General features: G+C 72.7%; 25 protein-coding genes. 6 read left to right on the forward strand and 19 right to left on the reverse strand.

The window, feature by feature from the left end; all coding sequences use genetic code 11:
• Positions 1–48 precede the first annotated feature (48 nt).
• The gene (locus ACFFXY_RS16110; RefSeq protein WP_382352546.1) at positions 49–657 is read left to right on the forward strand and encodes a TetR/AcrR family transcriptional regulator; all 609 of its coding nucleotides are present in this window, start codon (positions 49–51) and stop codon (positions 655–657) included.
• A 126-nt stretch (positions 658–783) separates the two neighbouring features.
• Entirely contained in the window at positions 784–1,254 is a 471-nt protein-coding gene (locus ACFFXY_RS16115; RefSeq protein WP_382352549.1) for a hypothetical protein, read from the forward strand.
• A gap of 68 nt (positions 1,255–1,322) precedes the next feature.
• Here the strand turns inward: ACFFXY_RS16115 and ACFFXY_RS16120 are convergent, their stop codons facing one another.
• Entirely contained in the window at positions 1,323–2,177 is an 855-nt protein-coding gene (locus ACFFXY_RS16120) for a phosphotransferase (RefSeq protein ID WP_382352552.1), read from the reverse strand.
• Between the two features lie 82 nt (positions 2,178–2,259).
• On the opposite strand from ACFFXY_RS16120, the gene ACFFXY_RS16125 reads away from it, so the two are divergent.
• Positions 2,260–3,465 carry a serine hydrolase domain-containing protein gene (locus ACFFXY_RS16125; RefSeq protein ID WP_382352555.1) on the forward strand — a complete coding sequence of 402 codons (1,206 nt, stop codon included), beginning with the start codon at positions 2,260–2,262 and terminating at the stop codon, positions 3,463–3,465.
• Between the two features lie 39 nt (positions 3,466–3,504).
• On the opposite strand, the gene mnhG is transcribed toward ACFFXY_RS16125, so the two are convergent.
• The 18 genes from mnhG to ACFFXY_RS16215 all read right to left on the reverse strand — a co-directional run bounded on the left by mnhG (position 3,505) and on the right by ACFFXY_RS16215 (position 21,961).
• A complete protein-coding gene (mnhG, locus tag ACFFXY_RS16130; protein ID WP_382352558.1) occupies positions 3,505–3,903 on the reverse strand; it encodes a monovalent cation/H(+) antiporter subunit G in 399 nt (132 codons plus the stop codon).
• A complete protein-coding gene (locus ACFFXY_RS16135; RefSeq protein ID WP_382352561.1) occupies positions 3,900–4,163 on the reverse strand; it encodes an MrpF/PhaF family protein in 264 nt (87 codons plus the stop codon). Before ACFFXY_RS16135 ends, mnhG begins: the two co-directional genes overlap by 4 nt.
• Positions 4,160–4,738 carry a Na+/H+ antiporter subunit E gene (locus tag ACFFXY_RS16140; RefSeq protein ID WP_382352564.1) on the reverse strand — a complete coding sequence of 193 codons (579 nt, stop codon included), beginning with the start codon at positions 4,736–4,738 and terminating at the stop codon, positions 4,160–4,162. Before ACFFXY_RS16140 ends, ACFFXY_RS16135 begins: the two co-directional genes overlap by 4 nt.
• Positions 4,735–6,258, reverse strand: coding sequence for a Na+/H+ antiporter subunit D (locus ACFFXY_RS16145; RefSeq protein WP_382352567.1), 1,524 nt, complete (start codon positions 6,256–6,258; stop codon positions 4,735–4,737). The genes ACFFXY_RS16140 and ACFFXY_RS16145 overlap by 4 nt, the downstream gene beginning before the upstream one ends.
• Positions 6,255–6,698, reverse strand: a complete 444-nt coding sequence (locus ACFFXY_RS16150) for a Na(+)/H(+) antiporter subunit C (RefSeq protein ID WP_382352570.1) — start codon at positions 6,696–6,698, stop codon at positions 6,255–6,257. Before ACFFXY_RS16150 ends, ACFFXY_RS16145 begins: the two co-directional genes overlap by 4 nt.
• Complete coding sequence (locus ACFFXY_RS16155; protein ID WP_382352573.1) at positions 6,695–9,526, reverse strand: Na+/H+ antiporter subunit A; 2,832 nt, start codon at positions 9,524–9,526, stop codon at positions 6,695–6,697. Before ACFFXY_RS16155 ends, ACFFXY_RS16150 begins: the two co-directional genes overlap by 4 nt.
• A 211-nt stretch (positions 9,527–9,737) precedes the next feature.
• The gene (locus ACFFXY_RS16160) at positions 9,738–10,169 is read right to left on the reverse strand and encodes a universal stress protein (protein WP_382352576.1); all 432 of its coding nucleotides are present in this window, start codon (positions 10,167–10,169) and stop codon (positions 9,738–9,740) included.
• 67 nt (positions 10,170–10,236) lie between these two features.
• A complete protein-coding gene (locus ACFFXY_RS16165) occupies positions 10,237–11,253 on the reverse strand; it encodes an LLM class flavin-dependent oxidoreductase (protein WP_382352578.1) in 1,017 nt (338 codons plus the stop codon).
• A 2-nt stretch (positions 11,254–11,255) separates the two neighbouring features.
• Positions 11,256–12,287 carry an aldo/keto reductase gene (locus tag ACFFXY_RS16170; protein ID WP_382352581.1) on the reverse strand — a complete coding sequence of 344 codons (1,032 nt, stop codon included), beginning with the start codon at positions 12,285–12,287 and terminating at the stop codon, positions 11,256–11,258.
• Positions 12,288–12,301: 14 nt separating this feature from the next.
• Positions 12,302–13,501: an acyl-CoA dehydrogenase family protein gene (locus ACFFXY_RS16175; RefSeq protein WP_382352584.1), complete on the reverse strand. Its 1,200-nt coding sequence runs from the start codon at positions 13,499–13,501 to the stop codon at positions 12,302–12,304.
• A 61-nt stretch (positions 13,502–13,562) separates the two neighbouring features.
• A complete protein-coding gene (locus ACFFXY_RS16180) occupies positions 13,563–14,477 on the reverse strand; it encodes an LLM class flavin-dependent oxidoreductase (protein ID WP_382352587.1) in 915 nt (304 codons plus the stop codon).
• Positions 14,474–15,715: an LLM class flavin-dependent oxidoreductase gene (locus ACFFXY_RS16185; RefSeq protein ID WP_382352590.1), complete on the reverse strand. Its 1,242-nt coding sequence runs from the start codon at positions 15,713–15,715 to the stop codon at positions 14,474–14,476. Before ACFFXY_RS16185 ends, ACFFXY_RS16180 begins: the two co-directional genes overlap by 4 nt.
• 1 nt (position 15,716) lies before the next feature.
• Positions 15,717–17,342, reverse strand: coding sequence for a dipeptide ABC transporter ATP-binding protein (locus ACFFXY_RS16190; RefSeq protein WP_382352593.1), 1,626 nt, complete (start codon positions 17,340–17,342; stop codon positions 15,717–15,719).
• Positions 17,339–18,172, reverse strand: a complete 834-nt coding sequence (locus ACFFXY_RS16195) for an ABC transporter permease (protein WP_382352596.1) — start codon at positions 18,170–18,172, stop codon at positions 17,339–17,341. The genes ACFFXY_RS16190 and ACFFXY_RS16195 overlap by 4 nt, the downstream gene beginning before the upstream one ends.
• Before the next feature lie 9 nt (positions 18,173–18,181).
• Positions 18,182–19,132 carry an ABC transporter permease gene (locus ACFFXY_RS16200; RefSeq protein ID WP_382352599.1) on the reverse strand — a complete coding sequence of 317 codons (951 nt, stop codon included), beginning with the start codon at positions 19,130–19,132 and terminating at the stop codon, positions 18,182–18,184.
• 55 nt (positions 19,133–19,187) lie between these two features.
• Positions 19,188–20,900, reverse strand: a complete 1,713-nt coding sequence (locus ACFFXY_RS16205; RefSeq protein WP_382352602.1) for an ABC transporter substrate-binding protein — start codon at positions 20,898–20,900, stop codon at positions 19,188–19,190.
• 48 nt (positions 20,901–20,948) lie between these two features.
• Positions 20,949–21,023, reverse strand: coding sequence for a putative leader peptide (locus ACFFXY_RS16210; RefSeq protein ID WP_382355450.1), 75 nt, complete (start codon positions 21,021–21,023; stop codon positions 20,949–20,951).
• Positions 21,024–21,055: 32 nt separating this feature from the next.
• Positions 21,056–21,961, reverse strand: a complete 906-nt coding sequence (locus ACFFXY_RS16215; RefSeq protein ID WP_382352604.1) for a LysR family transcriptional regulator — start codon at positions 21,959–21,961, stop codon at positions 21,056–21,058.
• Positions 21,962–22,093: 132 nt separating this feature from the next.
• Here ACFFXY_RS16215 and ACFFXY_RS16220 point away from each other — a divergent pair, with 132 nt between their 5' ends.
• The 3 genes from ACFFXY_RS16220 to ACFFXY_RS16230 are packed head-to-tail and all read left to right on the forward strand — an operon-like array spanning position 22,094 to position 25,668.
• Complete coding sequence (locus ACFFXY_RS16220) at positions 22,094–23,326, forward strand: acyl-CoA dehydrogenase family protein (protein ID WP_382352607.1); 1,233 nt, start codon at positions 22,094–22,096, stop codon at positions 23,324–23,326.
• Between the two features lie 45 nt (positions 23,327–23,371).
• Positions 23,372–24,478 (forward strand): dimethylsulfone monooxygenase SfnG, encoded by a 1,107-nt coding sequence (sfnG, locus tag ACFFXY_RS16225; protein ID WP_382352610.1) that lies wholly within the window; start codon positions 23,372–23,374, stop codon positions 24,476–24,478.
• Positions 24,475–25,668 carry an SfnB family sulfur acquisition oxidoreductase gene (locus ACFFXY_RS16230; RefSeq protein WP_382352612.1) on the forward strand — a complete coding sequence of 398 codons (1,194 nt, stop codon included), beginning with the start codon at positions 24,475–24,477 and terminating at the stop codon, positions 25,666–25,668. The genes sfnG and ACFFXY_RS16230 overlap by 4 nt, the downstream gene beginning before the upstream one ends.
• Positions 25,669–25,675 lie beyond the last annotated feature (7 nt).

A 25,675-nucleotide genomic window follows, 5' to 3' on the forward strand; every position in this document is an offset into this window, starting at 1 on the left:
GACCGTAACACGAACCGATAGTCGACTACCAGTTGCTAGGATGGGCGCATGACCACTGCTGCCGGGCGGCCGCCGCGCGCCGACGCGGCGCGCAACGTCGAACGGCTCCTCGACGCCGCGCGCGACGTCTTCGCCGAGCACGGCCCCGACGCGACCCTGAAGGCCGTCGCCGAGCGCGCGGGCCTGGGGGCCATGACCCTGTACCGGCACTTCCCGAACAAGGAGGCGCTGGTGCGGGCCTCCTTGCGCCGCACCATCACCGAGCGCCTCGCCCCGGTCGTCGCCGCGACCGCCGCCGACCCCGACGCGCGCCGCGGCCTCGCCTCGCTCATGGACGCGACCCTCGACCTGGTCGACAGCGAGCGGAACCTCCTCGCCGCGGGGGCCGGGCCGCTCACCGCCGACGTCACCGGCCCCGTCCTCGAACCGATCGCGGCACTGGTCGCCCGCGCCCAGGCCGCCGGGCAGGTCCGCGCCGACGTCACCGCCGCCGATGTGCCGCGGATCATGGGCATGGTCATGAGCGTCCTCTGGGGGACCGAGCCGGGCCGCGGCGGCTGGCGCCGCTACCTGGCGCTCGTCCTCGACGCCCTCGATCCCCGCAGCGCCGATCCCCTGCCCGCCGCCGACCCGGAGGACCGCTGCGGCCCTTGCTGAAGCGGGCCCGCGGCCGCGCATGACTCCCGGGATCGTGCCGCCTGCGGCACGCGGCGGCGGACGGCTGGCGAGCGGGGCTTATGGTTCACACCGCAAGCAACCGACGCTTACGAGATTGGCAGCATCATGAGCGACTTCTCCATCGACAACGCGGGCGACGACTCCTACTCGGCCGACGAGTACGGCGCCGAGTCCACGGACACCTACAGCTCCGACGACTCCACGTCGTACTCCGAGGACACCTACTCGGACGACGTCTACACCGCCACCGCCGACACCGACATGGACGGCGACGGCGTCCTCGAATCCGTGTCCTACGACAACGACGGCGACGGCTACAACGAGACCGTCGAGTCCGACACGGACAACGACGGCTGGGTCGACACGGTCTACACCGACGCCGACGGCGACGGCTACTCCGAGACCCTCCTGGTCGACACCGACGGGGACACGTTCCTGGACACCTACGCCACGGACACCGACCTCGACGGCTTCGTGGACACCCTCGAAGCCGACACCGACGGCGACATGGTCATCGACACCACCGCCACGGACACCGACGGCGACGGCACCTTCGAGACCGTCGAGTCGGTATAAGCCAACCACTCACCACACGGCGGCGCGGTACCCCTTCAGTACCGCGCCGTCGTCATGTCCACAGGGGATCACGTCTCCGCCTCGGCGAGGACGGCGGCGATCATCCTGTGGCCCTGGGCCTCGAAGTCGGCGTCGCCGACCTGGCGGGCCCAGCAGGCCGTGCCGATCGCCGAGCGCACGCGCTGGCGGAACCAGGCGGCGGGCTCGCGCGGGTCCCCGCCGTAGCCCGAGACGAACGCCTCCTCCGCGCCCGGGTGGCGCGGGAACTCCTTGACGGCCAGGCGCTCGAAGTCCTCCGCGGCCGGGCGCAGGTCGGCGCGGCCGAAGTCGATGACGCGGAGCACGCCGCCGTCGAGGAGCCAGTTGCGGGTCTGCCAGTCGCCGTGCGTCGGCACGCAGGCGGCGCCGCCGGAGGGCCAGGACCGGACCAGCGCCGCGAGGCGCGCGGCGGCGGCGGGCGCGATGCGGTGGGGGCGGTCGAGCCAGGCGAGGGCCTTGGCGTTCAAGCGGGTCTCGTACTCGGGATCATCGGCGGCGGCCTGGTCGTGGTACTCGCGCAGCAGCGCCCCGGCCTGCTCGTAGAGGCCCGGGTCGGCGGCCGCGGCGGTGTCCTGGACGAGCGTCCCCGGGAGGTACTCGGTCACCAGGACCTTCGCACCGGTGTCCGCGTGGAGCAGCCGGGCGGCCCTGCCGCGCCGCACCCACGGGCCGGTCCACTCGCGGTGCGCGCGGATCTCCCGCGCGATGTGGAGGTCCGAGGCGCCGCCCGCCTTGACGACCACGAGCCGGTCGCCGGAGCGGACCCGCAGGACGGCGGTCTCGACCAGGCCCCAGCCCATGTCGGCCTCGACGGCCGCGCCGGGCAGCCAGGCCCCGATCAGCTCGCGCTGCCGGCCGGTGAGGGCGCTCAGTGGTTCGGTCACCGGGCCCAGCTTAGCGGCGGGTCGAACAGTTCTGCACTGCAACAGGGTTCACTTTGAGCGCGTTGTCCCCTAGGGTCGGGGGATGCGAAATCGAACACCCGTTGCAGCTTTGGCTGCGCTCGCGATCGTCCTGTCCCCCACCGCCGCTGCGAACGCGCACGGCTCGTCGCTCGATGAGGAGCTGCTCGAAGAGAAACTGGAAGCGTATGCGGCCGTAGGCGACTACGCCGCGCTGGCGGCGGTCGCCGACGGGGACGACTCGTGGACCGGGGCCGCCGGGAACCGGACGGTCGGCGGCGGCGAGGAGGCCGAGGACGACGACCTGTTCCGGATCGCGAGCCTCACCAAGTCGATGGTGGCGGTCGTGGTCTTCCAGCTCGAAGCCGAGGGCGAACTCGACCTGGACGACCCGGTCGAGGAGTACCTCCCCGGGGTCCTCCCGTACGAGGAGGAGATCACGATCCGCCAGCTCCTGGGCCACACCTCGGGCCTGGGCGAGTACTTCTGGAAGCTGTACCCGTCGCTGAACCAGGGCAGCATCGCCGACCTCGAAGCGCACCAGGCGGAGCACCACACGCGGCAGGAGCTCATCGCGCTCGCCACCGAGGGGCCGCTGCTCTTCCCGCCGGGCGAGGGGTGGTCCTACTCGACCACCGGGTACCTCGTGCTCGGCCTGCTCGTCGAGGACCTCACCGGGGACTCGCTGCGCCACCAGCTCAAGGAGCGCGTCTTCGAGCCCGCGGGCATGGACGACGCGTACTTCCCGCGCGACAACACCGCCGGGTTCCGCGGCGAGCACACCACGCCGTACATCACCACCGGCGACCCGTCGCGGCCGTACCTGGACACCACCAGCTTCTCGCACACGGTCTTCTGGGCCGGCGGCGCGGTCGTGGCCGATGTGGACGACGTGAACGCGTTCTACCGCGCCGCCGCCGACGGCACGCTCCTGACGGCCGCGCAGTACGCCGAGGCCGTGGACTTCCGCGAGACGAACTGGGGCTTCGACTACGGGCTGGGCTTCGTCGGCCTCAAGCCCGGCTGCGCGGACGACCCCGACGAGATGTTCATGGGCCACACCGGAGGCGGCGTCGGCCACACGACCTACTCGTTCCACTCCCTCGACGGGCAGCGCCAGGTCACGCTGACGTGGAACCTCGACAACTCCCACGGCACCGTCGACCCCGACGCGCTCCAGGAAGCCCAGGACGAGTTCATCGCGGCCGCGCTGTGCGACGGCGACGCCGCGGCGTCCGCGACGACCGAGGGGCTCCTCTCGATCGGCTGAGGCGCCGGGCCGCCGGGGCCGAGGGTCCCGGCGGTCCGCTCAGCTCGGCGGCGTCGCGGGGAAGCGGCTCGGGGCGTCGTCGGGCTTGTCGGTGAAGCGCTCCATGTGCGGGGCGAGCTCGTCGGTGAGGAGCAGGTCGGCGCGGGTCTGGCCGTCGCGGTAGGCGGCGCGGCCGACCATGTGGGCGGCGACGGGCGCGGTGGCGAGCTGGAAGACCGCGATGAGGACCATCGTGGTGATGTCCACGACGGTGGCGATGCGGATCGCGCAGCCCGTGAGCATCAGGAGCAGGCCGAGGACCTGGGGTTTCGCGGCGGCGTGCATGCGGCTCAGGAGGTCGGGGAAGCGCAGCAGGGCCACGCCCGCGGCGAGGCTGAGGAGCGCGCCGGTGACCATGAGGACCGCGGCGACCGCGTCGAGGACGCCTTCGAGGGTCATGACTGCTTCTCCCGGGTGACGAAGCGGGCCACGGCGACCGAGCCGGTGATGCCCAGCAGGGACACGACGACGAGCACCGGGAGGGCCGTGGGGTCGCGGCTGAACGCGGCCTCGGCGATGATCGCGGTGGCGGTGATCGCCAGGAGCACGTCGGTGGCGACGATCCGGTCCAGTGTGGTGGGTCCGCGGACGATGCGGACCAGGGTCATCGCGCAGGCGGCGGTGAGCAGCACGGCGATGGCGACGGCGGCGAAGGTCATGCCGGGCGCTCCTTGAGGTCGGTGGGCGGGCGGGCCTCGACCTGGCGCAGCTCCGCGTCTGATCCGATGGCGCGCACGAGCCGCGCCTCCAGGCGCAGCACCTCGGCGCGCAGGTGCTCCAGGTGCTCGGCGTCGCGGACGCCGAGCATGTGGATGTACAGCGTCCCGGTCTGGTGGTCGGCCTCGGCGATGAGGCTGCCGGGCACGAGCGAGACGGCCTCGGCGACGAGCGTCATGTTCAGGTCGGACTTGACGCGCAGCTCGACGGCCACGATCGCGCTCTTCGGCTCGCCGGGCCGGAACGCCAGCAGCGCCACCTGGAAGCTGGCGACGGTGAGGTCGAAGAAGAAGCGCGCGAAGAACGTGACGACGGCGACCGGCCGCAGCCGCCCGCCGAACTTCACCGGCGGCAGCGGGAACACGATGAGGATCGCGACGGCGATGACCGCCCCGGTGATCGTGTTCAGCCACGTGAACGCGCCCCACAGGAGGTTCCACACCAGGACGAGGCCGATGACGGCGGTGATGCGGCTGCGCAGGCGCTCGCGCTTGGTCAGCGCGGTCAGTGGGCTCATGGGGCACCGTCCGGGAAGACCGCCTCGATGTACGGCGTGCGGGTGATGAGGTCGGCCGCGGCCTCGGAGGTCACGGCGAAGAGCGGCCCGGCCACGACGGTGAGCGCGACGCTGAACGTCACGAGCGCGATCGTGGGCGCGACCATGAGCTTGGGCAGCATGGCCCCGCCGTCGAAGTCGGCGTCGTCGCGCGGCATCTCCGGGTGCGGCTTGCGCCAGAACGCGAGGTTCCACACGCGCCCGATCGCGTACAGCGTCAGCAGGCTGGTGAGGACCCCGCCCGCGACGACGGCCCACACGAGCGGGCTCGCGGCCTCGACGCCCGCCTGGAGCAGCCCGAGCTTCCCGAGGTAGCCCGAGAACGGCGGGATGCCCGCGAGGTTGAGCGCGGGGATGAAGAACAGGACGGCCAGGACCGGCGCGATCTTCCCGAGCCCGCCGAGCCGCTCCAGCGCGGTGGAGCCGCCGCGGCGCTCCACGAGGCCCGCGGCCAGGAAGAGCGTCGTCTGGATCGTGATGTGGTGCGCGATGTAGAAGATCGCGGCCGACAGGCCCGCCTCGGTCGCCAGCGCCACGCCGAACAGCATGTACCCGATGTGGCTGATGAGCGTGAACGACAGGAGCCGTTTGATGTCGGACTGGGCGACCGCGCCGAGGATGCCGACGACCATGGTGAGCAGGGATATCACCAGGAGCACGTCGCCGATGCGCCCGTCGGGGAACAGGAGCGTCTCGGTGCGGATGATCGCGTACACGCCCACTTTGGTGAGGAGTCCGGCGAAGACGGCGGTGACGGGCGCGGGCGCGGTCGGGTAGGAGTCGGGGAGCCAGGACCCGAGCGGGAACACCGCGGCCTTGATGCCGAACGCGAGCAGCAGCATCCCTTGGAGGAGGAGCCGCAGGTTGTCGGGGAGGTCGTCGAAGCGCCCGGCGAGCTGGGCCATGTTGAGGGTCCCGGTGGCGCCGTAGACGAGGCCGAGGGCGCTCAGGAAGATCACCGAGGACAGGAGGCTGACGACGACGTACGTGGTGCCCGCGCGGATGCGGTTCTCGGTGCTGCCCAGGGTGAGGAGCACGTAGGAGGCGACGAGGAGGATCTCGAAGCCGACGTACAGGTTGAACAGGTCGCCCGAGAGGAACGCGTTCGTGACACCGGCGGTCAGGGCCAGGTAGGTCGGGTGGTAGACGGACATGGGGGTCTCCTCGTCGCCGTCCGCCGAGCCCTGCCCGATGGAGTAGACGAGGACGCAGAGGGTGACGGCGGTGGAGACGACGAGCATGAGCGCGGCGAGCTTGTCGGCGATGAGGACGATCCCGAGCGGGGGCGGCCAGCCGCCGACGGCGACGACCTGCGGGCCGTCGGTGACGGTGAGCGCCAGGAGCATCGAGGAGACCGCGAGGGTCGCGGTGAGCGCGGTGAGGCTGACGGTGCGCTGGATGGCGGGCCGCCGGGCGAGCATGAGCGTCAGGGCGGCCCCGAGCAGGGGGATGACGACCGGGAGCGGGACGAGGAAGGTCATCGGCCCTCCTTGCCGGGGGCGCAGTGGTACACGGGGTCGGGGAGGTCGTCGTCGCCGCTCTCCTTGGCGTGCGGCCCCTCGTCGCGTTCGGCGAGGTCGATGATGCGGCGGTCCTCGGCGTCGTCCTGGACCTCGTCGTGGCCGAGGAGCTGCTGGCTGCGGTAGGCGAGGGCGAGGAGGAACGCGGTGATGCCGAGGGTGATGACGATGGCGGTGAGGATCATCGCCTGCGGGAGCGGGTCGCTCATGCCCTCGGTGGGGGTCTCGCCGACGATGGGCGGGGTCCCGAACTCCGAGCCCATGAGGATGAGGACGTTGACGCCGTTGCCGACGAGCACCACGCCGATGAGCACGCGGGTGAGCGTGCGCTCCAGCAGGAGCGAGACGCCCGCGCCGATCAGGACGCCGACGACGACCACGTAGACCAGGTTCGGGATCATGCGGGCTCCTTCTCGGGCACGAGGGCCGGCGCGGGGTCGGACTCGCCGTGGCGGTCGATCTCGGCGCCGAGGCTGCGGAGGATGTCGAGCACCAGGCCGACGACGACGAGGTAGACGCCGATGTCGAAGAACGTGGAGGTGACGAAGTGGACGTGGCCCACGACCGGGAGCTCGAAGTCGAGGATCGCGCTCTGGAGGACGGTGCCGCCGAAGGCGAACGCGGCGGCGCCGGTGCCGACGGAGACGAGGAGGCCGGTGCCGAGGAGGCGTCCGGCGTCGACGGGGGCGGCGGCGTTGAGTTCGGCGCGTCCGCCCGCGAGGTACCGGAAGGTGAGCGCGAGCCCGGCGACGAGGCCCCCGGCGAAGCCGCCGCCGGGGTGGTTGTGGCCGGTGAAGAGCAGGTAGATCGAGAACAGGACGATGGTGTGGAACAGCAGCCGGGTGACGACCTGGAGGATGATCGCCTGGTGGCTGCCGCTGGTCTCGGGCCGGGCGAGCCATTTGACGTGCTCGCCGGTCTTCGGCGGGGCGGGCCGTGAGCCGCCGCGGCGGATCAGGAGCCGTTCGCGCCCGAAGATGAGGCTCGCGACGCCGGTGGCGGCGACGAGGAGGACCGCGATCTCGCCCATGGTGTCCCAGGCGCGGATGTCCACGAGGATGACGTTCACGATGTTGTGCCCGCCGCCGTAGGTGACGGCGGGTTCGGCGAACTGCTCGGAGATCGGGGCGGCGGTGCGGCCGCCGACGGCCACGTACGCCATCGCGGCGGCCACGACGCCGACGGCGATGCCGACGCCGACCCTGAAGCGCCGCACCATTTTCAGGGGGCGTTCGGAGAAGCGGGCGGGCAGGCGGCGCAGGACCAGCACGAACATGACGATCGTGACGGTCTCGACGAGGAACTGGGTCAGGGCCAGGTCGGGGGCGCCGTGGAAGATGAACAGCATGGCGACGCCGTAGCCGGAGACGCCGGTGAGGATCATCGCGGTGAAGCGGCGGCGGGCGAGCGCGGCGGTGATGGCGGCGGTGACGACGACGGCGCCCGCGACCAGTTGCAGGGGCGTGTCGAACAGGCGGATGCGGTGGGGCCAGGGGCCGTCGAAGACGAGGAGCCCGCCCGCGAAGACCACGAGGGACACGAGGATGACGCCGAGGTAGAACGGCAGCGAGCCGCGCTGGGTGCCGCCGGTGAGCTCGACGGCGGCGCGGTCGACGCCGCCGAGGGCCTGCTTGTAGACCGTTCCGGAGGCGAGCGGGAGTTTCACGGAGCGCCAGGCGCTGGTGCGGTGGGTCGCGGCGTAGATCCCGATGCCGGTGAGGATCGCCAGGAGCGAGAGGCCGAGCGCGGGGGTGAAGCCGTGCCAGAGCGCCAGGTGGTAGACGTGCCCGGTGTGCGGGTACCGGTCGGCGTACGGGGACAGGAGTCCGTCGACGGCGGGGGCGGCGAAGCCCGCGGCCAGGCCCGCGGTCGCCAGGAGCACGGGGGCGGCGAGGAACCCGGGCCCGGCGGGGGCGGCCTCGGTCGGCGCGGTGTCGCTCTTGCGGGCGAACGCGCCCCACAGGAACCGCAGGCCGTAGGCGACGGTGAGCGCCGCGCCCGCGACGAGGACCACGAGCATCGCGCGGTCGAGCGGGCCGCCGTCCCAGAACGCGGCGAGCATCGCCTCTTTGGCGACGAACCCGAGGGTCGGGGGCAGGCCGATCATCGAGGCGACCGCGACGACGGCGGTGGCGGCGAGGACGGGCCTGCGGTCGCCCAGGCCCGAGAGCGAGTAGATCTCGCGCGTGCCGGTGGTCTTGTCGATGATGCCGACGACCAGGAACAGCGCGGCCTTGAACATGGCGTGCCCGGCCAGGAGCGCGGCCCCGGCCAGCGCCGTGTCGTAGGTGCCGGAGCCGAGGACGACGGCGATCATGCCGAGCTGGCTGACCGTGCCGTAGGCGAGCATGAGCTTGAGGTCGGTCTGGCGCAGGGCCGTCCATCCCCCGAAGAGGAACGTGAGGCCGCCGCAGACCCAGATCACCTGCTGCCACGGCGTGTCGGCGGCGAACGCGGGGGTGAGCATGCCGATGAGGAACACGCCGGCCTTGACCATGGCGGCGGCGTGGAGGTAGGCGCTGACGGGGGTGGGGGCGGCCATGGCGCTGGGGAGCCAGAAGCTGAAGGGGAAGACCGCGGACTTGGAGAGGGCGCCGAGGAGGACGAGGACGAGGGCGGTGACGAGGTACGCGCCGCCGGGGAGGTCGTCGACCACTTCGGACAGGAGGTAGGTCCCGGCGTGCTCGCCGAGCATGATGAAGCCGACGAGCATGGCGAGCCCGCCGAAGGTGGTGACGAGGAGGGCCTGCATGGCGGCCCAGCGGCTGGCGCTGCGGGCGGGGTCGTGTCCGATGAGGAGGTAGGAGAAGACCGAGGTCAGCTCCCAGAAGACGTAGAGCAGGAGCAGGTCGTCGGATACGACGAGGCCGAACATGGCTCCGGCGAAGGCGGTGAAGACGGCGGCGAAGCGGCCCAGGCCCTGCTCGGTGGCGGGGAAGTAGTGGGCGGAGTAGGCGAGGACGAGGGCGCCGACGCCGCTGACCAGGAGGACCATGACCCACGGGAACGTGGTCATGCGGAACGCGAGCTCCTGGTCGAGCTGGGGCACCCACCGGTAGGTCTCGGTGACGGCCCCGCCGAGGCGGACGGTCTCGGCCTGGGTCAGGGCCCAGGCGAAGGTCGCCGCGGGCACGGCGGCGACGGCGTAGAGGGCGCGCGGGCCCCACCATCGGACGAGGGCGGGCGCGACGATCGCGGCGACGGCATAGCAGGCGAGTAGGACTAGCAAACGACCCCCGGGAAGATTCAGTTGGCCCCGACCCTATCCGTTCGGGTGCGGCCGTCGCCAAATGTCGGCGCATCTGAAATCGGATTGTCTACAGGGTCCGGCGCGGGGAGCTGCGTTTCCGTCCGCAAGGCGTGCAATAACATGCGCAGTTGTCGCGTTCTGCGCGCCGTGTCGCGCACGGACGTGACGCTCGCCTCCCCGCGCCGGCCGGTCACTCCGCGGCGCGGATCACGACGACCGGGCAGTCGGCGTTGGTGACGCAGTGGAGGCTCACGGACCCCAGCAGCGTCCCCTTGATGCCGCCCTGGCCGCGGCTGCCGACCACGAGGAGGTCGGCGGTCTTCGACTGCTCGATGAGGACCTTCGCCGGGTGCCCGAGGGCCGCGGTGCGCTCGACCACGAGGTCCTCGCGCCCTTGGACCGCCGCGTCCACCGACTCGTTCAGCGCCCGCTCGGCGGTCTCGGTGAAGCTCTCCCCCGGGACGGCCTCTACGGCGGTCCCGTAGACGACCGGGGGCTGCCAGCCGTACACGGCCGCGACGGCGGCCCCGGTCTTCTCGGCGTACCGCAGCGCCCAGCCCAGCGCCTCGATCGACACCGGCGATCCGTCGACGCCGACCACCACTCGCTCGGTCTGTTCCATCCGGCCTCCTTCGGTCGCTCCGGGTCCTCCGGGCAAGGACCCTCGGGCCCACAGGGTATGCGAGTGGCTAGTGGGGCGTCGCAGGGTGCCAGCCGAGGCGCGGGGCGAGGTCGGCGGCGGTGTCGGTCAGGAGCCGCACGTGCTCGTCGAGGTCGGGGACGCCGGGGACGAAGGAGACGAGGAGGTCGGTGGCGTGCTCCAGGGCCGGGTCGGCGGCGAGTTCGGCCGCGAGGCCCTCGGCCGGGCCCAGGAGGGTCCGGTCGCCGTCGAGGTACTCGGCGACGCTGAGGCCGCCCACGTCGCGTTTGGCGGCGAACCACTCCTGCCAGCGCCGCACCCCGGGGGTCACGAGGCGCACGGCCTCGTCGCGGTCGGGGTGCGGGTAGACGGCGCGGGAGACCTGGACGCGCGGCGGCGCGGCCGAGGACCACGCGTCGCGGTAGGCCCGGATCGTGTCCGCTTGGTGCGCTTGGGCTTCGAGGAGGGTGCCGCCGCGCCAGGCGGTGGCGCGGGAGAGCTGGAGGCCGTCTCCGGCCCACGCGGCGGCGGCCGCGGCGGTGAACGCCACGGCCGGGTCGGAGCTGGTGGCCTGCCACAGGCGGGCCCGCACGCCGGCGCCGGGCGGGTGGAGGACCTCGCCGAGTCCGTTGAGGGCCTTGCCGTCGAGCACGTCGTGGAGGTGGCGCACGGCGGTGTCGAACAGCCGGTGGCGTTCGGCGAGGTCGCGGCCGAACGCCTCCCAGGCGCCGGGGAAGGGCCCGGAGCCGACGCCGAGTTCGAGCCGCCCGCCGCTGAGCGCGTCCACTGTGGCCGCGTCCTCGGCGACCCGCAGGGGGTCTTCGAGCGGGAGGACGAGGACGCCGGTGCCGAGGCGGATGCGGCTCGTGTGCTGGGCGATCGCGGCGAGGACGACCAGGGGCGCGGCGACGTGCTCGTTGCCTTGGCGGAAGTGCCGCTGGATCACCCAGCCGGAGTCGTAGCCGAGGCCCTCGGCCGCCTGGAACAGCGCGATCGCGTCCCGGTAGGCGGCCGCGGGGTCCTGGTCGGCGTCGAGGTGGAGGAGGAAGCCGAGGCGCTCGACCATGCTCAGTCCCGGGCCCGGCGCAGGGCCGCGGGCTGGAGGGACGGGGTGTCGCGGCCGGTGTCGCGTTCGAGGAAGTGCGTGCCAGGGGCCACGATGGCGTCGATCCGGTCGAGGATGTCGTCGCTGAGGACGGTGTCGGCGGCCTTGAGGTAGGCGTCCAGGTGCTCCTGGGTGCGGGGCCCGATGATGACGCTGGAGACCGCGGGGTGGTTGAGGGCGAACGCGATCGCGAGGTCCACGAGGGTGAGGCCGTGCTCCTCGGCGAGGGACGCGAGCGCGTCGGCGGCGGCGAGCTTGCGTTCGTTCTGCGGGGCCTCGATGTCGAAGCGGCCGGGGATGAGCCCGGCGCGCGCGGACTCGGGCTGGGGGCCGCCGACGCGGTACCCGCCGGAGAGCCAGCCCGCGGCGAGGGGCCCGTACGAGATGACGCCGACGCCGTACTTCTCGACCACGGGGAAGACCTCGCGCTCGACCGAGCGGATGAGCAGCGAGTACGGGAGCTGCTCGCTGTGCGGGGCGATGAGGCCGTGCTTCTCGGCGAGCCAGTGGGCCTCCACGAGCTGGTGCGCGGGGAACACGGAGGTGCCGAAGTAGCGGATCTTCCCGGCCCTGATGAGGTCGTTGAGGGCCTGGAGGGTCTCCAGGAGGTCGGTGTGCGGGTCGGGGCGGTGGGCCTGGTAGAGGTCGATGTGGTCGGTGCCGAGGCGGCGGAGGCTGTCCTCGACGGCGCGGGTGATCCAGCGGCGGGAGTTCCCCTTGTGGAGCGGGTTGTCGCCGATCTGGCCGTGGAACTTGGTGGCGAGGAACAGGTCGTCGCGGCGGTCCTTGATCGCCTTGCCGACGACCTCCTCGGAGCGGCCCTGGGTGTAGACGTCGGCGGTGTCGACCGCGTTGATCCCGGCGTCGAGCGCGGCGTGGATGATGCGGATGCTCTCCGCCTCCTCCTGGTTGCCGCCGAAGTTCATGGCGCCCAAAGTGAGCGGGGTCAGCGGGACGCCGGTGCGGCCGAGGACGCGGGTGGCTTCGAGGGTCATGTGCAGTGGTCCTTTCAGAAGAGCCCGGTGGTGGGCGGTTCCTCGCCGGTGATGCGGTAGGCGCCGGCGACGGCGGCCTTCCACTGGCGCGGGTTGTGGTTGGCGACGGTGCGGGCGTTGCGCCAGTGCCGGTCGAAACCGAGGGAGCGGTTGGTGATCGAGCCGCCCGCGACGTCGAAGACGAGCTCGGCGGCCTTGAGCGCGGACTCGATGGCGATGACGCCGGTCTGCGCGACGGTCACGGAGGCCTCGGCCCCGGCCGCGCGGGCCTCGGCCCCGGTGAGGTCCCGGGTGGCCTCGATCGCCTCGGCCGCGAGGAGGACCACGGACCGGGCGGCGTGGGCGCGGGCGGCGATCTGGCCCACGGTCTCGCGCACGTACGGGTCCTCGCTGGAGACCGACGCGCTGGAGTGCTTGATGGGCCGGGCCTTCTCGCGGGCGTACCTGGCCGCGTCGTCCAGCGCGGCGGCCGCGATCCCGGCCTCGACCGCGGCGAGGTAGAGCTGCGCGAACGCCCCGAGCCATGGGACCTCCAGCCGCGAGTTGTCGCGGGCGACCACCTCGTCGGCGGCCAGGCGCACGCCGTGGAGGCGGGTAGTGCCGCTGGCGGTGAGGCGCTGGCCGACGGCGTCGAAGTCGTCCAGACGCTCGACGCCCGCGCGGTCGACGGGGACGGTGAAGCCGTACACGGTGCCGTCCTCGGTCTTCGCGGACCCGGTGAACCAGTCCGCGTAGAGCCCGCCGGTCGAGTAGTACTTCTCGCCGTCCACGATCCAGCCGCCGGGGTTGCCGGGGGCGGCGTCGGGGTGGAGCACGGTGTTGACGGACCCGCTCGCGCCGCCGGACCGCTCGTTCGCGGTGCCCGCGAACAGGTGCCCGTCGCGCAGCCGCGCGAGGATCACCGCCCGGTGCGGCAGGTCGCGGCGGGAGGCGACCTGGTTGGCGGTCAGGAAGCTCGACCGCAGTGCTTGCGCCACATTGGAGTCGGCGCGGGCGATGGCGATGACGAGGTCGGCGACGTCCCGCACGGTCCCGCCAGCGCCCCCGTCTGCGACGGCGATCCCGGTGAGCGTGATCCGCTCGGCCGCAAGGGCCTTCACCTCCTCGAACGCGTACTGGCGCTCCCGCTCCCGCTCGGCCGCGCCTTCACGGAGGCGGTCGAGCACGGGCGCGGTGGCGGCGCGGATGCCCGCCACGGTGTATTCGGAGGTCATGCGATCGCCGTCCTTTCGAGGAGCGGGGCGGGTTCGGGTGTGCGGCTCGCCGAGGGTTCGCTCATGACGCCACCGCCTCGCGCAGGCCGAACGCGGCGCGGAGCGTCGGGGGGCCGGACGGGTTCACCAGGAGGGGGACGAGGTCGCGCAGGACCGCCGCGACCGATTCGAGGCCACCGGCAGGGACCAGCTCGAAGCCGTCGAGGCGGTCGGCCGCGGCCCAGGAGCGCAGGTCGGCGGCGAGGGCCGGGGCGTCCAGTGCGGGGGCGTCGAGGGCCTCGATCGGGACGCGGCCGACGAGCGCCGCCTCCGAGCGCGGCAGGCCCGCCGCTCGCAGCGCATCGGCAAGGGCCGCATCGGCTCCCGGGGATTCGCCGCGGTCGATGACGACCGCGTCGGCGCGTTCGGCGGCGGTGATGAAGCCGAGACCGGCGAGGTCGGCGACGAGGACCGGGCGGCCCTGGACCGAGGCGGGGCCGTCGAGGGGGCCCGCGACCCGGTACAGCGGGCCGTCGTGGCCGATCGGGTGGATCAGCCCGTCGTCGGCGAAGACCGCCGCCTCCTGGTCCCCCACGAGCGCCTCGCGCGGGAACGACTCCCACAGCCGCGCCAGCACCGCCGCGTACTCGCGCCAGCGCTCCGCCGGGTGGGCCGTCGCCGGGCCGGAGACCTCGTCGCCCGCGCCGGGGACGAGCGCGACGCCGAACCGCCCGCCCGCGGCGCGGTCGATCGACAGGAGCCGCCGGGCCGCGTTGTACGGGGCGTTCCCGGTGGTCGAGAGCTCGGGCACGAACGGGATGCGGTGCGCCCCGGCGAGGTAGGAGGCGGCGATCGTCGGTTCGAGCGCGCCCGGCTCGTCGCGCAGGCGGACCGCGGCGACCCCGACCTGCTCGGCGAGCGCGGCGACCGCGCCCGCGTCGGCGAGGCCCAGGCCGGACTCGCCGACCGCGATGGACAGTTGGACGAACGTGCTCATGCTGCCTCCAGGGCGGGGACGGGGCCGGGCGCGGCGGGCGCCGCGGGCAGGCCGAGGCCAAGGTGCGAGCGCAGGGTGGTCCCCTCGTACTCGCGCCGGAACAGGCCGCGGCGTTGCAGTTCGGGGACCACGTGGTCGGCGAAGGCGTCGAAGCCGGACGGGAGCACGTCGGGCATGACGTTGAACCCGTCCGCCGCGCCGGCCCGGAACCACCGCTCGATGTCGTCGGCGACCTGCTCCGGTGTGCCCGTGACGATCCGGTGCCCGAACCCGCCGCCGAGCTTGCGCAGGAGCTGACGCAAGGTGGGGCGCTCGCGCTCCACGATGCCCCTGACCATGCGGTAGAACGTCTGGGAGCCGCCCGCCTCGTCGGGGTCCAGGAGCCGGTCGAGCGGGAACGGCTCGTCGTCGTCCAGCTCGCCGACGTCGAAGCCGACCTGGCCCGACAGGCGCCCGCGCGCGTACACGTCGGGCAGCAGGTCGTCCAGGAGCTCCCTGCGGGCCTTGGCCTCCACCTCGGTCGAGCCGATCACGGTGGACAGTCCGGGGAGGACCACGAGGTCGTCGGGGCGGCGGCCGTTCGCGGCGGCCCCCGCGCGGAGTCCGGCGCGGAACGCCTTGGCGTGGTCGAGGTCCTGGTCGGCGGAGAACACGACCTCCGCGACGCGGGCCGCGAGCCTGCGGCCGTCGCTGGAGCCGCCCGCCTGGACCACCACCGGGCGGCCCTGCGGGGACACGTGCGAGGTCCTTGCGGCCCAAGAGGACACGGCGTGCTCGGTGAACGCGGCGGCGCGCTCGTACCGGGAGGCGTGGGCCTGCTCGGCGTTGCGGCCGAAGTTGCGGGCCGCGACCGGCCCGGCCGTGGTGACCACGTTCCACCCGAACCGGCCGCCCGAGGCGTAGTCGAGGTCGCCGAGGCGCCGCGCCAGCTCGTCGGGGTCGTTGTAGGACGAGGAGAGCGTGCCGATGAGGCCGATCCGCTCGGTCTGGGCGGCGATCCGCGCGAGCACGGTGGTCGGTTCGAGGCTGTTGCCCGCGCGGTGGCGGATCGTCGGGTCCAGCAGCGGCCCGTCGGCGAGGAACACCGCGTCGAGCTTCGCGGCCTCGGCCTTCTTCGCGATGGAGGTGTAATGGTCGATGCCGTAGCTCGCGAGCGCGTCGGAGCCCGGGAGCCGCCACGAGCCGCCGAAGACGCCCGCGTTGAGGATGTTCACGTTGAGGTGCAGCCGGTCGGCCATGTCAGCTCCTTGCGGTGGCGAGTCGGGTGCCGGGGACGGCGGCGAGCAGCTCCCGGGTGTAGTCGTGCTCGGGCGCGGCGAGCACGGAGGCGGCCGGGCCGGTCTCGACCACGGCGCCCTCGCGCATCACCGTCACGTCGTCGGCGATGAGGCGGACCACGCCGAGGTCGTGGGTGACGAACACGTACGCGAGCCCGAACTCCCCCTGGAGGTCCACGAGCAGCCGCAGGATCTGCGCCTGCACCGACACGTCGAGGGCGCTCACCGCCTCGTCCAGGACGAGCACCTGCGGGTTCGGGGCGAGCGCCCGCGCGATGGCGACGCGCTGGCGCTGGCCGCCGGAGAGTTCGGCGGGCAGGCGGCCGAGGTGGGACTCGTCCAGGGCGACCGCTTCGAGCAGTCGCACGACGCGGGCGCGGCGGTCGCCGGGGATCTGCAAGGCGCGCAGGGGTTCGGCGATGATGCGTTCGACGGTGAAGCGCGGGTCGAGGGAGGTGAACGGGTTCTGGAACACGAACTGGAGGTCGCGGCGGACCTCGCGGAGCGCCTTGTGGCCCAGGCCGGTGAGTTCGCGGTCGCCCAGGCGCACGGTCCCTGAATCGGGGGCGTCGAAGCCGACGAGGATGCGCGCGAGCGTGGACTTGCCCGCGCCGGACTCGCCGACGATCGCGTGGGTGGTGCCTGCGCGGACGGCGAGGTCGACGCCGTCGAGGGCCCGCAGGTCGCGGCGCCCGCGCCCGCGGAGGCGGTAGGTCTTGGCGATGCCTTCGGCGTGCAGCACGATCGGGGCGTCCTCGGCGCGGGCGCCGACGGCGGGTTCGAGGCGGCCGGGGTGGCGCGAGGGGGCGGCGTCGAGGAGGCGGCGCGTGTACGGGTCGGCGGCGTCCGCGGCGACCTCGGCGGTCGGGCCCTCCTCCACGATGCGGCCGCCCTGCATGACGGCGATCCGGTCGGAGCGGTCGAGCGCGACGCCGAGGTCGTGCGTGACCAGGAGGATGCCGATGCCGAGCTCCTCGCGGAGCGCGGCGAGGTGGTCGAGGATGCGGCGCTGCACGGTGACGTCGAGGGCGCTGGTGGGCTCGTCGGCGAGGATGAGCTTCGGCTTGCCCGCCAGGGCGATCGCGATGAGCGCGCGCTGCTTCATGCCGCCGGACAGCTCGTGCGGGTACTGGGCGAAGACGCGTTCGGCGTCGGCGAGCCCGGCGGTGCGCAGGCTCTCCAGGGCCGCGCCGCGCCACGCGGCGGCGTCGCGGCGGGTCCGCTCGTTGAACCTGACGGCCTCGACGACCTGCTGGCCGATCTTCTTGACCGGGTTGAGGGAGGTGTTCGGGTCCTGCGGGATGAAGCCGACGTAGTTGCCGCGCACGAGGGCCATGCGGCGGTCGCTCCAGCCCGTGACGTCCACATCGGAGTATTGGACGGTCCCGGCGCTCCGCCGGGCCGCGGGGGGCAGGAGGCCCAGGGCCGCTTGGACGAGGGTGGTCTTGCCGGAGCCGGACTCGCCGACGAGGGACACGAACTCCCCCGGTCCGACGTGCAGGGACGCGTCGCGGACGGCGGGGGTCCAGCGCCGTCCGGCGCGGTACTCGACCGTGAGGTTCCGGAGGTGGAGCAGCGGGTCGGTCATCGTCGCGGGTCCTTCCTGAGCGAGGTGGAGATGCGGTGCGCGGCGATCACGACGAGTGCGAGCGCGATGCCGGGCAGGATCGAGATCCACGGGTGGACGGCCACGTAGTCGCGGCCCTCGGCGACCAGGAGGCCCCATTCGGGCTCGGGCGGCGGGGAGCCGTAGCCGAGGAACCCGAGGGAGGCCACGGCGAGGACGGCGGTGCCGACCTCCAGGGCCGCCAAGGCGATCACGGAGCTGAGGGAGTTGGGCACGACGTGGCGGGCCATGACGGCGAAGCGGCCCGCCCCCGAGCCGTACGCGGCTTTGACGTAGTCCTGGTTGACGACGGCGAGCACCTCGGCGCGCATGACGCGCGCGAACGAGGCGACCGAGGAGATGCCGACCGCGAGCGCGATGTTGTTGGCGGAGTAGCCGAGGACGGAGACGACGACCATGGCGAGCAGCAGGCTCGGGATGGACAGGAACACGTCCACGACCCGCATGACGACGTTGTCCCAGACCTTCCCGAAGTACCCGGCGACGAGCCCGACGAGCGTGCCGACGCCGAAGGCGATGAGCACGGCCAGGAGCGTCGCGGTGAGCGTGGTGCGGGCGCCGTAGACGCAGCGGGCGTACAGGTCGCGGCCGAGCCGGTCGGTGCCGAACCAGTGCTCGGCGCTCGGCGGCGCGAAGCTCGCCGAGGGGTCGCCGGTGTAGGGGCTGTAGGAGGTGAACAGCTGCGGGAGCAGGGCCCAGCCGACGGCGAGGGCCACCACGACCCAGGCGGCGACGAGCACGGGGTGGCGCAGGAGTTCGCGGGTGGCGCGGGGCGCGGTGAGCGTGGTCATCGGTGCCTCCTAGGCCGTCGCCGCCGCGAGCGTGGCCCGCAGGCGCGGGTCCAGCAGCGGGTAGACGAGGTCGACGGCGAGGTTGATGGACGCGAAGCTCGCGGCCACCAGGACCACGATCCCCTGCACCAGCGGCACGTCGAGGGTGTTGATGGCGGTCTGCGTCAGGCGTCCGACGCCTTCGCGGGCGAACACGGTCTCGGTGATCACGGACCCGGCGATGAGGTTCCCGAAGGTGATGCCCGCGATGGTGAGCGCGGGCAGGCTCGCGTTGCGGAAGACGTCGCCGGCGACGATCTGCTCCCGGGTGGCGCCCTTGGCGCGGCTGGTGGTGACGTACCCGGATTCGAGTTCGGCGGTGAAGCGGCGCACCAGGAGCTGCGCGATGGGCCCGGAGACGGGGATCGCGAGCGTCACGAGCGGCAGGACCAGGCTCGCGGGGCCGTCGGAGCCGAACGCGGGGAACCAGCCGAGCTTGAACGCGAACACCTGGAGCAGCAGGATGCCGGAGAGGAACACCGGGACCGAGACGGCCGCCGACGGCAGGGACTCCAGGAGGTTGCGCAGCCAGGGGCGGCGCGTGGAGGTCGCGGTCAGGGCGATGCCGTAGGCGATGAGCGCGGCGAGCGCGAGGGCCCCGACCGACAGGAGCAGGGTGCTCGGGAGGACTCCGAGGACGGCGGCGGTGACGGGCTTGCCGGACTGGACGGAGTTCCCGAAGTCCCCGGTGAGGGCGTGGCCGAGGCGCTCGAAGTACTGGACGAGCACGGGCCGGTCGAAGCCGTAGTTGGCGGCGACCTGCTCGCGGACCTCGGGCGGGATCGTGTTCAGCTCGGTGGGGTCGAACAGGAGGTCCTCGGGGTTCGCGGGGAGCACGAACAGCAGGACGAACGTGAGGGTGAACGCGGCCCAGACGACGAAGAGGGCGCGGCCGGTCTTCAATGCGGCGTACCGGAGCACGGCGGGTTCCTTTCCGGACGGTCGCGGCGGCCGGTCCCCCGGCCGCCGCGGCGCGTCACTCGGCCTTCCAGGCGTCCACGAAGTGGTTGCGGGACTGGGCGTCGAAGAGGATGCCGTGGACGTACGGGGCCTGCGCGATCACCTGGGAGGGGTTGTAGACCGGGCTGACCAGGGCGTACTGCTCCAGCAGGAGGTCCTGCGCGGCCTTCGCGTATTCGTTCCGCAGGTCCGGGTCGAGGGTGGTCTCCAGCTTCCCGAGGACGTCGGCGACCTCGGCGGCGTCGACGCCCGTGGAGTCCTCGGTGATGTACGAGGCGTTGCCGAGCGCCGGGTTGTACAGGAGGTTGAGGACGGCGGGGTCGTTGCGGGAGCGGTTGGCGGCGGTGATGTTGAAGTCGGCGTCGGCGGTCGCGAACGCGGCCGTGTAGTCGGGGATCGGGACGACGGTGAGCTGGAGGTCGATGCCGATCGCCTTGAGGTCCTGCTGGATCGACTCGTACGCGGGCTTGTTCACGACGAGGTTGTTGATCCCCAGGAGCTTCAGTTCGAGGCGCTCGCCGTCCTTGGTGCGGATGCCGTCGCCGCCGGGGGTCCATCCGGCCTCGTCGAGGAGCCGGTTCGCCTCGTCGGGGTCGTAGCGCAGGACCGAGTCGCTGTAGTCGGCGTGGCCCTGGACGGACGGGGCCAGGACGGAGTCGGCGATCGAGTAGGAGTCGGTGAGGACGGTCTGCTCGATGGCCTCGCGGTTCCAGCCGAGCTGGATGGCCTTGCGCACGTTGATGTCGTTGGTGGGGAACAGCGAGGAGTTGAGGTTGAGGAAGATCGAGGAGCCGGAGACGCCGCGGCTGATGATGTCGAAGCCCTGGTCGAGCAGCGGCTGCTCGTCGGTGGTGCCGACGTCGAGGGTCGCGTCCAGTTCCCCGGAGACGAGCGAGCCGGTGCGGACGCTGGCCTCGGGGACGGTGTTGAAGACGATCCGGTCGAGGTAGGCCTCCCCGTCGTGGCCGAGCGCGGGCGGGGACCAGTCGTAGCCCTCGCGCTTGACGAGCACGGTCTTGACCTGCTCCTCCCAGGACTCGTAGACGAACGGGCCGGTCCCGATCACCTTGAGCGGGTCGGTGCGCTCCTCGGCGCTGAGCGCGAGCGTGGAGAGGGAGAGGAACCCGGGCTGGGCGTTCGCGGTGAAGGAGCTGGCCTGGAGGAAGCTCGCGAGCGGGTGCTCGAAGCGGACCACGGCGGTGTACGGGTCGGGCGTGAGCGTCTCGATGTACCCCGAGAGCAGCTGCGCGCCGTTCGGGTTGATGCCGAGGTCCTGGTCGCCGTGGACGTACTGGTCGAAGTTGGCCTTCACGACCTCGGAGTCGAACGGCGTGCCGTCGCTGAAGGTGACGTCGTCGCGGAGGTGGAACGTGAACTCGGTGAGGTCCTCGTTGTACTCCCAGGACTCGGCGAGCCACGGCGTGATCTCGCCGGTGTCGGGGTCCTGCCAGGTGAGCTTGTCGGTGACGTTGTTGCCGATGGTGGACTCGGCGTAGTTGGTGCCCCACTGCGGGTCGGGGCTGCGCTGGTAGTCGATGAGCGCGAATTCGAGGGTGCCGCCGCTGACGGGACTGCTGCTGTCAGCGGCGGCGGTGTCGTCGCCGGAGGCGCGGGTGGCTCCGAGCCACGCGATCCCGGCGACGAGGACGAGGGCCGCGGCCCCGGCGATCCAGGGCCATTTGGGTTTGGGTTTCTCGGCGGCGGCGATGGTCTGGCTGAGTTCGGACATGGCGGTGCTCCAGTGGGCTTCGTGCCGGTGACGGGTGGGTCGGGGCGGTCAGCGCCGACAGAGCGCACCGGCGACGCGCACGAGGTCGACCTCGCGGCGGGAGTACAGGAGCATCGTTCGCATATTCCTACCTTACCGATAGGATTAATCAAGAATCAAGGGTGACTTGCGCCATAGGCCGCCGAGCGGGCCGCGAGGAGCGCCGCCAGCTCGTCGACGGCGGCCGGGAGCCGCGCGGCCTTCCTGCGCAGCAGCCACATCGCGACCGGGGTGCGGTCGTCCTTGATGGGGCGCGCGGTGATGAGGCCGCCGCGCGCGAGCGGGTCGCCGTGGACGGAGTAGTCGGGCAGGATCGTCGCGCCCAGGCCCTCGGCCACGAGCATCTTCCCCATCTCGGCGCCGTCCACGCTGTGCCACACCGCGGGCAGGCGGGACCCGAACAGCCGCATGGCGAACCGGTGCATCACGTAGCCCGCGCGCATCCCCACGAAGGTCTCCCCGCGCAGGTCCTCGGCGCTCACCTCGGCCTGCGCGGCGAGCGGGTGGGCGCCGGGCAGGACCGCCACGGGGCGGCCGCGCTTGAGTTCGGCCCCTTGGAGGTTCGCGGGCACGGCGGGGTCGCCGAGGACGTTGACGAGGCCGAGGTCCAGGGAGCCGTCGGCGAGCCCGGCCTCGATCTCGTCCTGCTGGAGGGCCCGGACCTCGACGCGGGCGCCGGGGCGGCCGGCGCGGAAGTCGCGGATCGCCGGGAGCAGGAGGCTCGCGGTGCCCGCGTTGACGGTGCCGACGCGGATCGCGCGGGCGGCGGCGGTCGAGGCGGCCGACTGGAGCCGGTCCACGGCGTCGAGCACGCCGACCATGTGCTCCAGGAGCTCCTTGCCGCGCATGGTGATCCGGGCGCCGTCGCGGCGGCGCTCCAGGAGCGTGACGCCGAGTTCGCGTTCGAGCTTGCTGACGGCCTCGCTGAGCGCGGGCTGCGACACGTGCAGGTGCTCGCTCGCGCGCCGCAGCGACCCGTGCCGCGCGACCGCCGCGACGTACTCCAGTTGTTCGATGCGCATCCGCCGCCCGCCTCCGGTCTTCGGTGCGGCCGATGGGGTTATCGGCCGATCCGATGGTCGAGAGCTGTTCCCCGATTGCATTTCCTAGTAACTTGATAGGAAAAGACTACTCCGAGGAAGGGGTTCAGCACAATGACGAACGGACAGGACGCGCCCGACTGGTCGAAGCGGCCGACGACGCCGGACGGATGGGTCGCCCGCGCCCGCGAGGTGGCCGCGCGGCTCGCGGTCGACGCCGTGGCGCGCGACCGGGAGGGCGCGACCCCGTACGCGGAGGTCGAGCTGCTCAAGGACGCCGGGCTCGTCCCGCTCCTCGCCCCCGCCGAGCACGGCGGCGGCGGGCAGGACTGGACCACCGCGTACCGCGTGATCCGGGCCGTCGCCGCGGGCGACGGCTCCATCGGGCAGCTCCTCGGCTACCACTACCTGTGGGCCTGGGCCGCAAGGCTGGTCGGCACCCCCGCGCAGATCGAGGCCGTCGAGCGCCAGGCCGCCGAGGAGGGCTGGTTCTTCGGCGGGGCCGTCAACCCCCGCGACGACGACCTGGTGATCCGCGAGGAGGACGGCGAGCTGGTCTTCAACGGCCGCAAGACGTTCTCCACCGGCGGCAAGGTCTCCGACGTCACCGTGCTCGAAGGGGTCCTGGAGGGCACCGACAAGCACATTTTCGCGATCGTCCCCACCGACCAGGACGGCATCGTCTTCGCCGGCGACTGGGACAACCTCGGCCAGCGCCTCACCGAGTCCGGTTCGGCGGTCATCGAGAACGTGCGCGTCCCGTGGGCCGCCGCGGCCGGGTACGTCCCGCGCGCGGACGGGTACGAGTTCGTGCCGCGCACCTACAACACGCTGAACGTGCCGCTGATCCAGCTCGTGTTCACCAACTTCTACCTCGGGATCGCCCAGGGCGCGCTGGAGACGGCCGCCGCGTACACGCGCGAGAAGACCCGGGCGTGGCCGTACGCCGCGGACCGCAAGGAGCGCGGGATCGACGAGTTCTACGTGCAGGAGGCGTACGGGGACCTCCAGTCGAAGCTGTGGGCCGCCGAGGCGCTCGCGGAGCGGGCCGCGGGGCTCATCGAGGCGATCAACGCCCACGCCGACGACGTGACGCCCGAGGAGCGGGGCGAGGCCGCGGTGGTCATCGCGGCGGCGAAGCAGACCGCGATCGACGCGGGGCTGGAGATCGGCACGCGGGTGTTCGAGGTGACGGGCGCGCGGGCCAGCGCGAACGCGGTGGGCCTGGACCTGTTCTGGCGCAACATCAGGACGCATTCGCTGCACGACCCGGTGGCGCACAAGCGGGCCGAGGTGGGCCGGTACGCGCTGACGGGCGAGCTGCCCGAGCCGACCTGGTACACGTGACCGTTCTTCTTCGATCCGTTCCGATCCCCTTCTCTGGAGCCGCACATGAGCACGCCGTCCACTGAGCCGCTGAAATTCGCGTACTGGGTCCCGAACGTCTCGGGGGGCCTGGTGGTCTCGAAGATCGAGCAGCGCACCGACTGGAGCTACGAGTACAACGTGAAACTCGCCCGCCTCGCCGAGGAGTCGGGGTTCGAGTACGCGCTCTCGCAGGTCCGCTACATCGCCTCGTACGGGGCCGCGTACCAGCACGAGTCCACCTCGTTCAGCCTCGCGCTGCTGCTGGCGACGCAGCGGCTCAAGGTGATCGCCGCCGTCCATCCGGGGCTGTGGCACCCGGGGGTCCTCGCGAAGTGGATCGCCACCGCCGACCAGCTCTCGGGCGGGAGGGCCGCGGTCAACGTGGTCTCGGGCTGGTTCAAGGACGAGTTCACGAAGCTCGGCGAGCCGTGGCTGGAGCACGGCGAGCGGTACCGGCGCTCGGAGGAGTTCATCCGGTACCTCAAGGAGATCTGGACGAGCGAGCACGCCGAGCTGAGCGGGGACTTCTACCGGCTGCACGACTTCGACCTGAAGCCGAAGCCCGTGAGCGGGGAGGGGCGGGCGCATCCGGAGGTGTTCCAGGGCGGCAACTCGCTCGACGCGCGGGGCATGGCCGGGCGGGTCTCGGACTGGTACTTCGCGAACGGGAACTCCCCCGAGGGCGTGGAGGCGCAGATCCGGGACGTGCGGGAGGTGGCCGCGGTCCACGGGCGCGCGGTCCGCTTCGGCGTCAACGGGTTCCTCATCGCGCGGGAGACCGAGGCCGAGGCGCGGGCGGTGCTGCGGGAGATCGTGGACAAGGCCGACCGGGAGGCCGTGGCGGGCTTCGGGGCGGCCGTGAAGCAGGCCGGGCAGTCCACCGGGGACGGGCAGGGCATGTGGCAGGACTCGGGCTTCGAGGACCTGGTGCAGTACAACGACGGGTTCCGCACGGGCCTGGTCGGGACGCCCGAGCAGATCGCGCACCGCATCCTGGAGTACAAGCGGCGCGGCGCCGACCTGCTGCTCCTGGGGTTCCTGCACTACCTGGAGGACGTCGAGCACTTCGGGCGGCACGTGCTGCCGATCGTGCGCGAGCTCGAAGCGGCCGAACTGGAGCGGGTGCCGTGAGCGACCCCGTCTGTAGCGTCCTCGACGCCGCGGCCGCACTGGGCGCGGCGTCGGGGCTGGCCGGGGAGTTCGCGGCGGGCGCCGCCGAGCGCGACGCCCGCCGGACGCTCCCGTACGCCGAGGTCGACCGGCTCGCGGCCTCGGGGCTCCTGGCGATCACCGTGCCGCAGGCGCACGGCGGCGCGGACCTGCCGACCTCGGTGGTCGCGGAGGTGTTCCGCCTGCTCGCGCAGGGGGACCCGAACATCGCGCAGATCCCCCACAGCCACTTCGTGTACGTGAACCAGCTGCGGTTGCGGGGCGACGGGGAGCAGCAGCGGCGGCTGTTCGCGGAGGTGCTGCGCGGCAAGCGGTTCGGGAACGCGCAGACCGAGTTCGGGACGAAGCACGTGCGGGACCACCGCACGGCGCTGACCCCGGACGGGCCGGGCCGGTGGCGGCTGAACGGCACCAAGTACTACTGCACGGGCGCGCTGTTCGCCGACTGGATCCCGGTGCTGACGCACCTGGGGGTCGAGGGCCCGATGCACGTGGCGTGGGTGCGCCGCGACGCGCAGGGCGTGGAGGTCGTGGACGACTGGGACGGGATCGGCCAGCGCACCACCGCGAGCGGGACGGTGCGGCTCCAGAATGTCGCGGTCGCGGACGAGTGGATCACCCCGTACGCGTCCACGTTCGACGCTCCGCAGACGTACGGCGCGTTCGCACAGGTCCTGCACGCGGCGATCGACGCGGGGATCGGCCGGGCGGCGCTGGAGGAGGCCGCGGAGTTCGTGCGCACGAAGTCGCGGCCGTACCCGGACGCGGGCGTGGAGCGGGCCGCGGACGACCCGCTCACGGTGCGCGCGTTCGGGGAGATGGAGCTGGCGCTGCGCGGCGCGGAGGCGCTGCTGAAGGAGGCGGCGTCCGCTGTGGACGAGGCGAACGCGGACCTGACGGAGGAGTCGGCGGCGCGGGCGTCGCTGGCGGTCGCGGCGGCGCGGGCGGCGACCGCGAAGGCCGCGGTGGACACCGCGAGCCGGGTGTTCGAGGTCGCGGGCACGCGCAGCGCGCTGGCGGGCCTGAACCTGGACCGGCACTGGCGCAACGCCCGCGTCCACACCCTGCACGACCCGGCGGCGTGGAAGGTCCAGCATCTGGGCCGGTGGGCCCTCGACGGGGCGCCGCCGCCGCGCCACGGACAACTGTGAGGAGAGA

Source organism: Glycomyces mayteni (assembly GCF_042428885.1).
In the GTDB taxonomy this organism is placed as follows: domain Bacteria; phylum Actinomycetota; class Actinomycetes; order Mycobacteriales; family Micromonosporaceae; genus Glycomyces; species Glycomyces mayteni.

What these genes read in the sequence shown, in the direction of transcription:
- ACFFXY_RS16185 (WP_382352590.1), bottom strand. Translation starts at nt 15,715, where the DNA reads ATGGCCGACCGGCTGCACCTCAACGTGAACATCCTCAACGCGGGCGTC.
- sfnG (WP_382352610.1), top strand. Translation starts at nt 23,372, where the DNA reads ATGAGCACGCCGTCCACTGAGCCGCTGAAATTCGCGTACTGGGTCCCG.
- ACFFXY_RS16170 (WP_382352581.1), bottom strand. Translation starts at nt 12,287, where the DNA reads ATGACCCTCGAAGCCACCCGCGTCCTCGGCCGCACCGGCGTCCCGCTG.
- ACFFXY_RS16205 (WP_382352602.1), bottom strand. Translation starts at nt 20,900, where the DNA reads ATGTCCGAACTCAGCCAGACCATCGCCGCCGCCGAGAAACCCAAACCC.
- ACFFXY_RS16135 (WP_382352561.1), bottom strand. Translation starts at nt 4,163, where the DNA reads ATGACCTTCGCCGCCGTCGCCATCGCCGTGCTGCTCACCGCCGCCTGC.
- ACFFXY_RS16175 (WP_382352584.1), bottom strand. Translation starts at nt 13,501, where the DNA reads ATGACCTCCGAATACACCGTGGCGGGCATCCGCGCCGCCACCGCGCCC.
- ACFFXY_RS16160 (WP_382352576.1), bottom strand. Translation starts at nt 10,169, where the DNA reads ATGGAACAGACCGAGCGAGTGGTGGTCGGCGTCGACGGATCGCCGGTG.
- ACFFXY_RS16150 (WP_382352570.1), bottom strand. Translation starts at nt 6,698, where the DNA reads ATGATCCCGAACCTGGTCTACGTGGTCGTCGTCGGCGTCCTGATCGGC.
- ACFFXY_RS16215 (WP_382352604.1), bottom strand. Translation starts at nt 21,961, where the DNA reads ATGCGCATCGAACAACTGGAGTACGTCGCGGCGGTCGCGCGGCACGGG.
- ACFFXY_RS16115 (WP_382352549.1), top strand. Translation starts at nt 784, where the DNA reads ATGAGCGACTTCTCCATCGACAACGCGGGCGACGACTCCTACTCGGCC.
- ACFFXY_RS16165 (WP_382352578.1), bottom strand. Translation starts at nt 11,253, where the DNA reads ATGGTCGAGCGCCTCGGCTTCCTCCTCCACCTCGACGCCGACCAGGAC.
- ACFFXY_RS16195 (WP_382352596.1), bottom strand. Translation starts at nt 18,172, where the DNA reads ATGACCACGCTCACCGCGCCCCGCGCCACCCGCGAACTCCTGCGCCAC.
- ACFFXY_RS16190 (WP_382352593.1), bottom strand. Translation starts at nt 17,342, where the DNA reads ATGACCGACCCGCTGCTCCACCTCCGGAACCTCACGGTCGAGTACCGC.
- ACFFXY_RS16180 (WP_382352587.1), bottom strand. Translation starts at nt 14,477, where the DNA reads ATGAGCACGTTCGTCCAACTGTCCATCGCGGTCGGCGAGTCCGGCCTG.
- ACFFXY_RS16220 (WP_382352607.1), top strand. Translation starts at nt 22,094, where the DNA reads ATGACGAACGGACAGGACGCGCCCGACTGGTCGAAGCGGCCGACGACG.
- ACFFXY_RS16110 (WP_382352546.1), top strand. Translation starts at nt 49, where the DNA reads ATGACCACTGCTGCCGGGCGGCCGCCGCGCGCCGACGCGGCGCGCAAC.
- mnhG (WP_382352558.1), bottom strand. Translation starts at nt 3,903, where the DNA reads ATGACCCTCGAAGGCGTCCTCGACGCGGTCGCCGCGGTCCTCATGGTC.
- ACFFXY_RS16145 (WP_382352567.1), bottom strand. Translation starts at nt 6,258, where the DNA reads ATGACCTTCCTCGTCCCGCTCCCGGTCGTCATCCCCCTGCTCGGGGCC.
- ACFFXY_RS16140 (WP_382352564.1), bottom strand. Translation starts at nt 4,738, where the DNA reads ATGAGCCCACTGACCGCGCTGACCAAGCGCGAGCGCCTGCGCAGCCGC.
- ACFFXY_RS16125 (WP_382352555.1), top strand. Translation starts at nt 2,260, where the DNA reads ATGCGAAATCGAACACCCGTTGCAGCTTTGGCTGCGCTCGCGATCGTC.